The sequence below is a fragment of the Agrobacterium sp. MS2 genome, from assembly GCF_003261015.1.
Lineage (GTDB): Bacteria > Pseudomonadota > Alphaproteobacteria > Rhizobiales > Rhizobiaceae > Agrobacterium > Agrobacterium pusense.
On the sequence record NZ_QLNF01000018.1, the window covers coordinates 1 to 11,507 of the forward strand.

Below are 11,507 nucleotides of genomic sequence, written 5' to 3' on the forward strand. Positions count from 1 at the left end.
ACCCGGGCGATGCGGGCCTTGACGTTGAGGGCGAGGGTGCGGATGGAGCCGGTGAAGCCGTTTTCGGTGGAGGTGAAGGTGCCGATGGTTGCCATTGTCGTATTCCTTTTCGTGTGTTCGGGCCGCGCCCATCGCGGCCTCGATGGCAGTCGCAAAGACCGGTGACGATCGGACCGCACCTGATAAGGCCGGAACGCAGTGGAGGGCGGCAACTACCAACTTTGTTAGTTGGAGAGGAATGGCGGCGCAGCCGGCAGGGGTAAGAAAATTGGTCGTGGCCGTTGCGGGAAGACGATCGAGGCGCAGCCGGTCTCCGGTCAGACATGCCTCATCGAGCCCGCGGATGGGTTGCCGGAAACTCTGGCGAGAAGGAATATGGCGATGGCGTTCCGCCGCGGTCACCCTGGTGCGAATGGCATTCCGCGCCACGCACGCCTGGACCGATCTCATCGTCTGCTTCATCAGGGGAGAAGGGTTTCAGCTAACATTGGCCCGCTTGCTGACTGCGCCCGGTGCGATATCGTGCGCTCTCGAATCGCTGCCTGGAGGATCAATGCGTCAGCAGACCAAGCCGTTCATCGTCGAACGCAAACCGTCCCGCAAACCCAAACCCGACACTACACAACCGTCGATCTGGGGAAGGCTGGATGCTGACATTGCACAAGGTCTCAAGAACCAACATGATGCGGATCCCGCGGCCGCCACCGGTGGTGACGACCGCGCTTGAAATTCAGGCCGCAGCTTTCACATCCCTTTCCGGCTGCAGCGAATGCAGAAAGCTCACAGCGCGTTGCGCCTGGGCCGCCGCCTGAAAAATCGCCCGCTTGTCGTTGGCCAGAACCGACAACCACGACTGCAGGTAAGAAGCGTGATCCGGGCGCGGCTCGAATTCCGGCGCGATACCGAGATCGGCGCAGAGGAAACAGCTGCCGAGCTCGGCAATAAGTTCTTCCCGTGCCCGGCCTGTTCGGTCTTTCGCATAGCGCGACAAATTTCGTCCAACCCGATGCTCCGCTGCCGTCCAGTGCGTCTTATGCCGATATCGGCATAAAACGCATTATGCCGTAAGCCGGATTATGCCGCATGACTTGGAAAGGGCGCTTGCCTGGGGGCCGTTATTGAGTCCGATCGGCATAATATTGGTCATCAGCATCACCAAAATCGTTCGCAGCGGCGAGAAATCGGTACGGAATTGGCCGGTTTTACTGGAACCGTGCCGCCAGCACGGTTATAAACTGGACAGGCGTGTGCTGCGTGCGCTGCGGGTTCCCCCGAAATCGACGGAGACTTCGATCAACTTCCAAACAGGGAGCGTGAACCCATGTCTTCGACAGTTCCAAAGGGCCGCACAAACTCAACTCTGCGCAAGTTCCTCGACAACGAGGCATCCGGTGGCCTGGTGCTCATGGCCGTAGCGTTTATCGCGATTGTCGTCGCAAATTCGCCGTTGGCCGAAACCTATTTCCACTTACTGCATGTCTATATTGGCCCTCTTAGCTTGCAGCACTGGGTCAACGACGCGTTGATGGCGGTGTTCTTCCTGCTGGTCGGCCTGGAGATCAAGCGCGAGATGCTGGATGGACAGCTTTCCAGCTGGAGCCGTCGCATTCTGCCAGGCGCCGGTGCTGCTGCCGGTATGCTCGTGCCCGCCCTCATTTACGTCTTCTTCAACCGGAACGATCCGACGGCATTGCGTGGCTGGGCTATCCCGACGGCGACTGACATCGCCTTCGCGCTCGGAGTCATTTCGCTTTTGGGTTCCCGCGTACCGGCGTCCCTCAAAATCTTTCTGGCGGCACTGGCAATTATCGACGACCTAGGCGCCGTCGTTGTCATCGCCGTCTTCTACACTGCCGACCTCAACCTGATGGCGCTCGCGGGTGCAGGTATCGTGCTGGGCAACCTGGTCATCTTCAATCGCATGAAAGTAACGGCACTCTGGCCGTATCTAGTTTTGGGCGCGGTGCTCTGGGTACTGGTCTTCGCGTCAGGCGTTCACGCGACGCTTGCAGGTGTGATGCTGGCATTGACCATTCCGCTGAAGGTTACACCCGGAACGCCGGAAGCGGCACCTGCAGAGTCTCCGCTGCACCGGCTGGAGCATGCTTTGCACAAGCCGGTCGCTTTCATCGTTGTGCCGATTTTCGGCTTCGCGAATGCAGGTGTGTCATTATCGGGATTGACGCTAGATGTCTTTGCCGAACCACTGACGATGGGCGTGGCGGTCGGCTTGTTCCTCGGCAAGGTTGTCGGCATCTTCGGTATAGTGCTGATACTCGTCAAACTCGGTCTAGCACAGCTTCCGGCGCAGGCAGGCTGGGGCCAGATGGCGGGGACGGCAATGTTGTGCGGCATAGGCTTTACCATGTCGCTGTTCATCGGACTGCTTGCCTTCGACGATCCGAACGTCCAGGACCACGTAAAGATCGGGATTTTGCTCGGTTCGATCGTCTCTGGTGGATTAGGTGCAGCGATGTTGGCAATCAGCGGTCGGCGTTCGTTACGACACCCGGCATGATGTTTGCAGAGGACTGCAGCAGACTATGGTCTCTGCCGCCCTGTCCTCAGCCAGCCATCGGTTTAGCGGTTTGCAACTCGCGGGCCGAGCGGCAAGCTCGACCTCGAATGTCCCCGAGATCAAACGAGGCGCGGCTGCGCAGTAGAGGGCCATTGGCCGCTCTCGTTGCTGAATTCGAACGTGAGTTTTGCCGTCGGCTCTAACCGCACATGGTCGGCGACCTTACGGATAATCGCTGAGAACTTGCCGGCCGGCATGTGTGTCCGACTATCTTCATCGATATCCCACAGTTGGACGAAGATCTCCGACCATGCTTCCGGATTCGCACCGCAGTCGAGTGCCAAAAACTGCCCAGCCTTCACCTCGGTGACGTGATAGCCAGCCCGAACCGGACGGCCCTCATAACTGAAGATGAGCGGGGCATCCGGCGCCACCGCAAGCACATCGAGGAGATGGCCGAGACTGATGTCGGTCGAAACTGACTTGTCGATCGCGTTCATGTGGGTTATCCCTCTATCCAATAGTTCAAGGATTGTTGAAGTATGGATGAACGTCAAGCCCTTTCATCGTTCGCGGCGCTGTCTCAGGAGACGCGCCTTGCCATCGTCCGAGCGTTGGTCGTGGCCGGGCCTGAAGGACTGGCCGCAGGCGTGATCGCCGAGCGCATGGGCGTGTCCGCCACGAATGCCTCGTTCCATTTGAAGGAACTGGAGCGGTCAGGATTGATCTCGCAGCGAAGGGAATCCCGCTCGATCATCTACACCGCCGGTTACGACACGCTCGCCGATCTCGTCAAATTCCTGATGGAGGATTGCTGCGCTGGTCATCCGACGATCAGGGAGAACGGCGAGCGCGCCGACGACTGCTGCATCCCGGCCGACAAGAGTGACGTCGTTGCGTAGCTCGAAAATCTCGGCTGGGCTCGTCTCGGCTCTCGGCCTGACGCAGATCATCGGCTACGGCACGCTATATTACAGCTTCAGCATCCTGGCGCCCGGCATGGCGTCGGATCTCGGCTTGTCGCTGGCGGAAGTGTTTGGTGTGTTCTCCGTGTCGCTGTTCATCGGTGGCCTGTCGGCGACCTATATCGGCAAGCAGATGGACCGGATCGGCGCAGCCACGATCATGACGATCGGCTCTGCCCTTGCCGCACTTACGCTCGCCCTTTGCGCCTGGTCACCCTCGATCGCGATCTTCGCCATTGCCATCATCCTGCTCGAAGTCTCGTCCGGCATGGTCCAGTATCAGGCGGCATTCGCGGCGCTGGTCGAGAGCGATCCCCGCACAGCCTCTCGCAGCATCACCTATCTGACGCTGATCGGCGGATTTGCCTCGACGATCTTCTGGCCGATCTCGGCGACGCTCACCGGCTATCTGTCCTGGCGGGAGATCTATCTCGTCTTTGCGGCGCTGAACCTATTCATCTGCATGCCGCTGCACTTCTGGATCCGAAGCCTCGGAAAGAAGGCAGGCGACGCGGCGGTCCGACCGCGCGAGACGGTCATCGGCGCAATCCCGCCACACGCCCGGCGCCGCGCGATGGTGATCGTCTCCTTTGCCTTCGCGCTCTCTGGCTTCACGCTCGCCGCGATCCTTGCCCATATGGTGCCGATGCTGGGATCGATCGGGCTGGGCACGGCCGCCGTCGTGATCGGCTCGCTCTTCGGCCCGGCGCAGGTTCTGAGCCGTCTGATCAACATGGTTTTTGGGAAGAACCTGTCGCCGCCGGGTCTGGCCGTGCTCTCGGCTGTGCTGATCGTCTTCGGCGTCCTGATCCTTCTGATGACGGGCAACTGGCTGCCGGGTGCGGTCGCCTTCGCCATTTGCCTCGGGCTTGGTTCCGGCATCAACAGCATCGCGCAAGGGAGCCTGCCCCTTTACCTGTTCGGATCGGACGGATATGGCGCGATCACCGGCAAGATGGCGGCCGCCCGTCTGGCGGTTGGCGCCGGGGCGCCCTTCGTGTTCGCGGCGGCCATGGAGAATATCGGGCTGAGCTTCGCCCTCGTCGCAAACGCATGCCTCGGAGCGATCAGCATCGCGGCATTCGTCGCGGTGGCCGCCTCCTGCCGGCAGCCTGCCACCGCAACGGCCTGATCCGTCAGATCGACTTCAGCGAGACCCGTTTCTCCAGCTCGGCCGCCTCCTCCTTCCGCTCGCTATATCGGTCGGTGAGGTAGGAAGAAGCATCGCGGGTCATGATGGTGAACTTCACCAGTTCCTCGCAGACATCGACGACGCGGTCATAGTAGGATGACGGCTTCATCCGGCCATCGGTGTCGAATTCCTGAAACGCCTTCGCGACGCTGCTCTGGTTGGGGATGGTGATCATCCTCATCCAGCGGCCGAGGATGCGCAACTGGTTCACAGCGTTGAAGGACTGACTGCCGCCGGAGACTTCCATCACCGCCAGCGTCTTGCCCTGGGTGGGGCGGACGGAGCCGAGCGACAGCGGGATCCAGTCGATCTGAGCCTTCATGATTCCTGTCATCGCGCCGTGGCGCTCCGGGCTGATCCAGACCTGGCCCTCCGACCATTGCGACAGGTCGCGGAGTTCCTGCACCTTGGGATGGCTGACGGGTGCCTCGTCCGGGAGCGGCAATCCCGCAGGATCGAATATCCGCACCTCGCATCCGAGGCGTTCGAGCAGCCGACGGACTTCGAAGGCAAGCAGACGGCTATACGACACTTCCCGGAGCGATCCATAGAGGATCAGGATCCGTGGCTTGTGGGTGGAGAACGCCGGGCGAAGGGATTCTGGCGCAATCGGCTGAAGATGGTCGTCGTGCAGTGCGGGAAATGTCTCAGACAATGCGCTTTCCTTCCTGGTCGAGGACCTGCTCGCCGTCTTCCTTGGTGAACGGTCCTTTGAAGGCGTCTGCTGGCAGGATGTCGAGCACGACCTCCGAAGGGCGGGCCAGCCTGGTGCCGAGCGGCGTAACGACGAGTGGTCGGTTGATCAGGATCGGGGTGGCTATCATCGCGTCCAGCAACTGGTCATCGGTCAGCTCCGGATTGTCGAGGCCGAGTTCCGCATAGGGCGTGCCCTTCTCACGGATCGCTTCGCGGACCGTCAGACCGGCATCTGCGATTATCGTAGAGAGTTGCTCGCGCGATGGCGGGTTCTGCACGTATTCGATGATGGTGGGTTCGATCCCGGCCGCACGGATCAGGGCCAGAGTGTTGCGAGACGTGCCGCAGGCCGGATTGTGGTAGATGGTAGCGTCCATAGTCAGGGTCTTTCGGTGATAGCGTTGTGGGCGACGGCGGGCGATGCCTCGTACCAACCCTTCGAGCGGTTCACGATCCAGACGACCGACAGCATGACGGGCACCTCGATCAGGACGCCGACGACGGTGGCGAGCGCCGCGCCCGACTGAAATCCGAAAAGGCTGATGGCGGCGGCAACCGCGAGCTCAAAGAAGTTGCTGGCGCCGATGAGGGCCGATGGCCCCGCGACGCAATGGCGCTCGCCTGCCATGCGGTTCAGAAGGTAGGCAAGACCGGAGTTCAGATAGACTTGGATCAGGATCGGCACGGCCAGCAATGCGATGACGGCCGGTTGGGCGATGATCTGCTCGCCCTGGAAGGCGAAGAGAAGCACGAGCGTGGCGAGCAATGCGCCAAGCGACATCGGCTGAAGCCTGGCGAGCAAGCTATCGAGCGCGCGGGTGGTTCCATCAGCGGTCAGGCGGCTTCGCAGCACCTGGGCGATGATGACAGGCACGACGATATAGAGTGCAACCGACAAGGCAAGCGTCGCCCAAGGCACAGTGATGGCTGACAGGCCGAGCAGCAAGCCGACGATCGGGGCGAACGCCACGACCATAATCGCGTCGTTCAAGGCAACCTGCGAGAGGGTGAACAGCGGCTCGCCACGTGTCAGGTTCGACCAGACGAAGACCATGGCCGTGCAGGGCGCCGCGGCAAGGATGATCAGGCCCGCGATATAAGCGTCGATCTGGTCTGCCGGCAGATAGGGCCTAAATAGCCAGCCAACGAACAGCCATCCCAGGAGAGCCATCGAAAACGGTTTGATCGCCCAGTTAATGATCAGGGTGACACCGATCCCGCGCCAGTACGACCCGACCTGTGCCAGCGATCGGAAATCAATCTTCAGCAGCATCGGAATGATCATCAACCAAATCAGGATCGCAACGGGGATGTTGACCTTGGCGATCTCGGCGCTACCGATGACCTGGAAGACGCCGGGCATCAGGTGGCCGAGAGCAACGCCAACGGCGATGCAAAAGAAGACCCAGACAGTCAGGTATCGTTCAAATGTTGACATCAGGCGGACTTCCCCTGCGGCGAGGTCGAACCTTCCATCGCGCCGATCTGGCGGAGTTTGGTCTCCAGCGCCAGTCGATCGATGGAGACGAGCGGCAGGTTTACAAATGCGAGGATCCGGTTTTTGAGAAAGCGGGCTGCCTGCGCGAAGGCACGTTGCTTGTCGATGTCGAGGCCGGAGACCACGGCTGGATCTTCGACGCCCCAGTGGGCGGTCATCGGATGGCCGATCCACACGGGGCAGGCCTCGCCGGCCGCGCTGTCGCAAACCGTAAAGATGAAATCCATCTCCGGTGCACCAGGTGCGGCAAACACGTCCCAGCTCTTCGATGAAAGACCGGTCGATGGATAGCCAAGCGTCTCTAGTTCCTTCAGTGCAAGGGGGTTGACCTCACCCTTTGGCTGGCTACCAGCGGAGTATGCCCTGAAGCGGCCGTCGCCCTCTTTGTTAAGGATGGATTCTGCGAGAATAGAGCGAGCGGAATTGCCCGTGCAGAGGAACAGCACGTTGTAGGTCTTGTCAGTCATGGTTCTGGTCCGTGGTTAGCTCGGCGGCTTGATCAGCTTCATGATCGTCGCAGAGGATGGGCAGATTGAGGAAAGCTGTCGGGTGGCCAGCACGGCTGACGGCACGCTGTCGCGAGCGACTTCAACAAACCCGATGCGTGAAAAGAATGCGGTCGCAGTCGTCGTCGCGAGATAGACGTCGCTGCCAAGACCGGCACGGCCTAGTGTCGCCACAACGATATCGAGACCGATGCCTCGGCCGCGATGTGAGGGGAGCACAACTATCGACCTCAGAAGAGCGTCACTGGCACAGCGCTCAATTCCGGAAAAACCGTAAATCTCGCCTTCATTGGAACTGGCCCTGAAGAAGGTGCGTCCTTCATCCTCGATATCGTCTGTTGGCAACGCCGCTTCGACGAGGGTAGCGCGGAGATCCAGATCGCTGCCAGCTATCTCGCTCAGTTGGATCCCGCTCAGCACGGCTTCGCCTCCGGAGCGCAACAGGGAGTCAGCTGAGCGATGAGCGGGGCGCAGAGTTCCGTCGAGCCGCCACAGCAGTCCTTAAGCAGAAACAAGGTAAGATCGCGCAGGCCATCAAGGTCAGCCCGGTAGATTATCGAGCGGCTCTGTCGCTCACTCTTCACAAGCCCGGCGCGTAACAATGTAGCCAGGTGCGCTGACATCGTATTTTGCGGCACGTCGATTAGTCGCGCGAGTTCCCCTGCAGGAACGCCATCCGGTTCGTGCCGTACGAGCAGCCGAAACGTCTCAAGTCGGGTGTTCTGTGCCAAGGCCGCGAGGGCCGATATCGCGCTGCTGCTTTCCATATATCCAGAGTAATGGATATAATATGGTTGTCAATACCGCGACCGCGGCTATCGGATCGCTATCGCGGGCCTATTACATTACAGCAGTTTTGAGGTGAAATTTGTGGCTCCAACAAGAGGAGCGCCAAATGGAACCATTAAACAAAACGATCAATTGCCTCGATTGCTATATTGGCTCATTCGAAGAAAGTCTCTCCGCCAAGAACTACAAGCCGGCAACACTGGAAAATTATCGCCACAACCTGAGGCGTCTTGGCAGGTTGATGGAGATCGAGGGCATCGCACCGTCGGATCTGACCGCGGAACTTGCTTTCGAATTGGGACTGCGATTGCCAATGGCGCCGAAAGCCCAGATCAAGCTTCCCAATCTTGCGAGGCGATTCTTCCAGTACCTGATCGAAATCGGCGTGGCGGAGCGACCACCGCTCACTGCGGCAGAGGCCGAACGCCACGAGCTTCTCGGCAACCTCGAGATCTATCTATTGCGACAACGCGGGCTCAGCCCACGATCCGTGAAACATGTTTTGGGGTTCGCAACGCGCTTCTTGGCTCATCGCTTCGGAGATGGTGATCTCGATCTCGGCGCACTGGTCTCCCGCGACGTCGTTGCGTTCATGGAGCATGTTATCGCGCGCAAGACACCTTACCGCGACAAGACGCTATCCACGCATCTGCGTTGCTTCTTCCAGTATTTGTTCGCCCAAGGACTCACCACCTCAAACCTCGCACTCTGCGTACCGAGGGTACACAAGCCGTGGGGCTCGAGACTTCCGCGCTATCTGTCGCCCGATGAAGTGGAGGCCGTTCTGGCATCGGTCGCGACCAATCCGCGGCGGGGCGCCCGCGACCATGCAATGTTGCTCTTGATGGCGAGGCTGGGCATGCGAGCACCCGAGGTTATGGCAGTTCAGCTTGATGACATCGACTGGCGAACCGGGCAGATTCTGGTTCGCGGGAAAGGACAACGCCATGATCGGCTGCCAATCCCGCCAGACGTGGGAGAGGCGATCAGCACGTATTTGCGCGAGGAACGGACTTCAACGACAACGCGGACTCTGTTCGTCAGTCACCGAGCGCCCAACCGTCCGTTTAAGGACAGCCAGATCATCAACTCGATCCTGCGGGAAGCTTTTGCGGCGACCGGAGTGAAGCCACCGACGCCCTATGTAGGAACGCACGTCCTGCGTCATAGTCTTGCGACAAACCTGGTTCGCTCCGGGGCATCGTTGGATGAGATCGGCGATCTGTTGCGGCACAGATCACGCGCGACGACCATGATTTATGCAAAGCTCGACACGGACGGTTTGCGCTCCATTGCACAGCCGTGGCCGATTGCGGAGGCTGCACGATGAGCCTTCTCGATGAACAGCAGCGCTACCTCAGCATCAGACGACGGCTGGGCGCCGATTTGAGCACGGAAGAACGCATCTTGCGTCGCTTCACCACCTTTGCCGACAAGGACGGCGCGGAATATGTCGACACCAGATTGATCATGCGCTGGCTGGAGAGCCTTCCCGCCGCCAGTGCCGGAACACGGGGCGCTCGCTTCCGGGTGGCCCGTCAATTTGCCCTCTGGTTGCACGGGATGGATTCGCGACACGAGGTTCCGCCCCAAGGCTTGGTGCCCGCACATGTCCAGCGGGTGCATCCACACATCTACAGCGACGCCGAAATCTTCGCGATTGTCGAGCGTACCAAAACGTTGCCCTCGGTTTACGGCATGCGCGGGTTGACCTGCTCGACGCTCTTCGGCCTGATTGCCGTGACAGGGCTTCGGATTAACGAGGCCCTGCGTCTCGACCAGGCAGATCTTGATATCGAGACCGGCGTTCTTCGTGTTCGCTTCGGCAAACTTGGCAAGGAACGATTGTTGCCGCTGGATCGAACGGTCGTTCAGCAGCTCGAACGCTACGGCCGTGAGCGGGACAGGTTGTTGGGTCGCAGGTCAGAAGCGATGTTCGTCACGTGCGAGGGCCATCGCCTCGGCGACTGTGGCGCACGCTATAACTTCGCGCTGGTCTGCCAGCAGATCGGTTTGAGGCAGAGACAAAGCCAAAAGCGTCATGGACGCGGGCCGCGCATCCATGACCTTCGCCATACCTTTGCGGTTCGCACGATGCTGAACTGGTATCGTTCCGGCCAGGACGTCGGGCGCGAAATGATCAAGCTCACCACATGGCTTGGTCACGCAAGCCCCGCCAATACCTATTGGTATCTGGAAGCCGTGCCAGAATTGCTGGAATTGGCTTCCGCCCGGATCATGAGTTCGGCGGAGAAAGAGCAATGAAAGCGACAAACTTCCCCGCGCTCATCCAATACTTCTTCACCGACCGGCTCTGCACACAAATGGAGGCAAGCCCACACACCATCGCCGGCTATCGCGACACCTTCCGCCTGCTGGTCCGTTACGCTGGCTCAAGGCATGGAAAACCGCCCACGAAGCTGACGATCGACGATATTGATGCCGATCTTGTCGCCGACTTCCTGACCCACGTCGAGTCGGCGCGCGGTAACACGGCAAGAACGCGCAATACCCGTCTCGCCGCGATCCGCTCATTCTTCCGATACGTCGCAATGGCCGATCCGACCTGGCTTCTCCATTGTCAGCGTATTCTCTCGATGCCGAGCAAGCGATACGTCAAGCGAAGCGTGACGTTCCTCGACGCAGAGGAGATAGCGGCGCTTCTGGCGGCACCAGATCGAACGACATGGGTGGGGCGTCGCGATCATGCCCTGCTCTTACTTGCGCTTCAGACCGGGCTGCGCGCTTCCGAACTCATCAGTTTGCGCTGCAGGGACATAGTCTTCGGCGCTGGCGCCCACATCCGTTGTGTCGGCAAGGGCCGAAAAGAACGCAGCACGCCCCTTCGTCGCGACACGGCAAAGCTGATCCAGGCATGGATTGGGAAACGACATGACAGTGACAGTCCCGTATTCCCCTCAATCCGGGGAGAACGGCTTAGTCGTGATGCGTTGGAACATTTGGTGCGTAAACATTGCCTCAAGGCTTCACGAGCATGTCCGAGCCTCGGAAGCAAACGAGTGACACCGCATACCTTGCGCCACAGCACGGCGATGGAGCTACTGCATCACGGGGTCGATCAATCTGTGATCGCACTTTGGCTTGGGCATGAATCCGTGGAGACGACCCAGATTTATATCCACGCCGACATGCGCTTGAAGGAAAAAGCCCTTTCTCAGATCACCAGCCCGAAAACTCATCCAGGGCGATATCGACCCAACGACGAACTGCTCGCATTCCTTGAGTCACTCTGATTATGCCGAACCGTCGCGTGGCCGATAGGAGAAGTCTCATCCTTGAAAATCGGCCATGCGGCATAATCGGACTTACGGCATAATGGGTC

Annotated in this window: 14 protein-coding genes and 2 pseudogenes; 7 read left to right on the forward strand and 9 right to left on the reverse strand. The window is 59.8% G+C overall.

Going from position 1 to position 11,507, the window contains the following annotated elements; genetic code table 11:
• Positions 1–95, reverse strand: a 95-nt coding sequence (locus DOU54_RS10110) for a DUF736 family protein (protein ID WP_146617345.1), incomplete at its 3' end; no start/stop codon positions are given.
• A 458-nt stretch (positions 96–553) separates the two neighbouring features.
• Here DOU54_RS10110 and DOU54_RS27395 point away from each other — a divergent pair.
• The gene (locus DOU54_RS27395; protein WP_167378250.1) at positions 554–727 is read left to right on the forward strand and encodes a hypothetical protein; all 174 of its coding nucleotides are present in this window, start codon (positions 554–556) and stop codon (positions 725–727) included.
• 3 nt (positions 728–730) lie between these two features.
• Here the strand turns inward: DOU54_RS27395 and DOU54_RS10120 are convergent.
• Positions 731–1,030, reverse strand: a pseudogene (locus DOU54_RS10120) (zincin-like metallopeptidase domain-containing protein); the annotation flags it as partial.
• A gap of 291 nt (positions 1,031–1,321) precedes the next feature.
• Between DOU54_RS10120 and nhaA the strand changes: the two are divergent.
• Positions 1,322–2,518: a Na+/H+ antiporter NhaA gene (gene nhaA / locus DOU54_RS10125; RefSeq protein ID WP_113731128.1), complete on the forward strand. Its 1,197-nt coding sequence runs from the start codon at positions 1,322–1,324 to the stop codon at positions 2,516–2,518.
• Here the strand turns inward: nhaA and DOU54_RS10130 are convergent.
• Positions 2,501–3,018: pseudogene (locus DOU54_RS10130) on the reverse strand (DUF6428 family protein). The gene nhaA and the pseudogene DOU54_RS10130 sit on opposite strands and share 18 nt — an antisense overlap.
• Positions 3,019–3,060: 42 nt before the next feature.
• On the opposite strand from DOU54_RS10130, the gene DOU54_RS10135 reads away from it, so the two are divergent.
• Entirely contained in the window at positions 3,061–3,420 is a 360-nt protein-coding gene (locus tag DOU54_RS10135; protein WP_113731130.1) for an ArsR/SmtB family transcription factor, read from the forward strand.
• Positions 3,413–4,615, forward strand: a complete 1,203-nt coding sequence (gene arsK, locus DOU54_RS10140) for an arsenite efflux MFS transporter ArsK (protein WP_113731132.1) — start codon at positions 3,413–3,415, stop codon at positions 4,613–4,615. The genes DOU54_RS10135 and arsK overlap by 8 nt, the downstream gene beginning before the upstream one ends.
• A 4-nt stretch (positions 4,616–4,619) precedes the next feature.
• On the opposite strand, the gene arsH is transcribed toward arsK, so the two are convergent.
• From arsH to DOU54_RS10170, 6 genes are read right to left on the reverse strand one after another with little or no spacing between them, the layout of a single operon-like run.
• A complete protein-coding gene (arsH, locus tag DOU54_RS10145) occupies positions 4,620–5,330 on the reverse strand; it encodes an arsenical resistance protein ArsH (protein WP_277920938.1) in 711 nt (236 codons plus the stop codon).
• Positions 5,323–5,748 carry an arsenate reductase (glutaredoxin) gene (arsC, locus tag DOU54_RS10150; RefSeq protein WP_113731134.1) on the reverse strand — a complete coding sequence of 142 codons (426 nt, stop codon included), beginning with the start codon at positions 5,746–5,748 and terminating at the stop codon, positions 5,323–5,325. The genes arsH and arsC overlap by 8 nt, the downstream gene beginning before the upstream one ends.
• Before the next feature lie 2 nt (positions 5,749–5,750).
• Positions 5,751–6,809 carry an ACR3 family arsenite efflux transporter gene (gene arsB / locus DOU54_RS10155; protein WP_113731136.1) on the reverse strand — a complete coding sequence of 353 codons (1,059 nt, stop codon included), beginning with the start codon at positions 6,807–6,809 and terminating at the stop codon, positions 5,751–5,753.
• The gene (locus DOU54_RS10160) at positions 6,809–7,336 is read right to left on the reverse strand and encodes an arsenate reductase ArsC (protein WP_113731138.1); all 528 of its coding nucleotides are present in this window, start codon (positions 7,334–7,336) and stop codon (positions 6,809–6,811) included. Before DOU54_RS10160 ends, arsB begins: the two co-directional genes overlap by 1 nt.
• A 15-nt stretch (positions 7,337–7,351) precedes the next feature.
• Positions 7,352–7,795, reverse strand: coding sequence for an arsenic resistance N-acetyltransferase ArsN2 (gene arsN2, locus DOU54_RS10165; protein WP_113731140.1), 444 nt, complete (start codon positions 7,793–7,795; stop codon positions 7,352–7,354).
• Positions 7,789–8,142 carry an ArsR/SmtB family transcription factor gene (locus DOU54_RS10170; RefSeq protein WP_113731142.1) on the reverse strand — a complete coding sequence of 118 codons (354 nt, stop codon included), beginning with the start codon at positions 8,140–8,142 and terminating at the stop codon, positions 7,789–7,791. The genes arsN2 and DOU54_RS10170 overlap by 7 nt, the downstream gene beginning before the upstream one ends.
• 128 nt (positions 8,143–8,270) lie before the next feature.
• On the opposite strand from DOU54_RS10170, the gene DOU54_RS10175 reads away from it, so the two are divergent.
• Genes DOU54_RS10175 through DOU54_RS10185 form a run of 3 tightly spaced genes read left to right on the forward strand, consistent with a single transcriptional unit; the run spans position 8,271 to position 11,418 of the window.
• Positions 8,271–9,494 carry a site-specific integrase gene (locus DOU54_RS10175; RefSeq protein WP_193603315.1) on the forward strand — a complete coding sequence of 408 codons (1,224 nt, stop codon included), beginning with the start codon at positions 8,271–8,273 and terminating at the stop codon, positions 9,492–9,494.
• Entirely contained in the window at positions 9,491–10,429 is a 939-nt protein-coding gene (locus DOU54_RS10180; RefSeq protein WP_113731144.1) for a tyrosine-type recombinase/integrase, read from the forward strand. Before DOU54_RS10175 ends, DOU54_RS10180 begins: the two co-directional genes overlap by 4 nt.
• Entirely contained in the window at positions 10,426–11,418 is a 993-nt protein-coding gene (locus tag DOU54_RS10185; protein ID WP_113731146.1) for a tyrosine-type recombinase/integrase, read from the forward strand. Before DOU54_RS10180 ends, DOU54_RS10185 begins: the two co-directional genes overlap by 4 nt.
• Positions 11,419–11,507: the final 89 nt, after the last annotated feature.

What these genes read in the sequence shown, in the direction of transcription:
- DOU54_RS27395 (WP_167378250.1), top strand. Translation starts at nt 554, where the DNA reads ATGCGTCAGCAGACCAAGCCGTTCATCGTCGAACGCAAACCGTCCCGC.
- nhaA (WP_113731128.1), top strand. Translation starts at nt 1,322, where the DNA reads ATGTCTTCGACAGTTCCAAAGGGCCGCACAAACTCAACTCTGCGCAAG.
- DOU54_RS10135 (WP_113731130.1), top strand. Translation starts at nt 3,061, where the DNA reads ATGGATGAACGTCAAGCCCTTTCATCGTTCGCGGCGCTGTCTCAGGAG.
- arsC (WP_113731134.1), bottom strand. Translation starts at nt 5,748, where the DNA reads ATGGACGCTACCATCTACCACAATCCGGCCTGCGGCACGTCTCGCAAC.
- arsB (WP_113731136.1), bottom strand. Translation starts at nt 6,809, where the DNA reads ATGTCAACATTTGAACGATACCTGACTGTCTGGGTCTTCTTTTGCATC.
- DOU54_RS10160 (WP_113731138.1), bottom strand. Translation starts at nt 7,336, where the DNA reads ATGACTGACAAGACCTACAACGTGCTGTTCCTCTGCACGGGCAATTCC.
- DOU54_RS10170 (WP_113731142.1), bottom strand. Translation starts at nt 8,142, where the DNA reads ATGGAAAGCAGCAGCGCGATATCGGCCCTCGCGGCCTTGGCACAGAAC.
- DOU54_RS10175 (WP_193603315.1), top strand. Translation starts at nt 8,271, where the DNA reads ATGGAACCATTAAACAAAACGATCAATTGCCTCGATTGCTATATTGGC.
- DOU54_RS10180 (WP_113731144.1), top strand. Translation starts at nt 9,491, where the DNA reads ATGAGCCTTCTCGATGAACAGCAGCGCTACCTCAGCATCAGACGACGG.
- DOU54_RS10185 (WP_113731146.1), top strand. Translation starts at nt 10,426, where the DNA reads ATGAAAGCGACAAACTTCCCCGCGCTCATCCAATACTTCTTCACCGAC.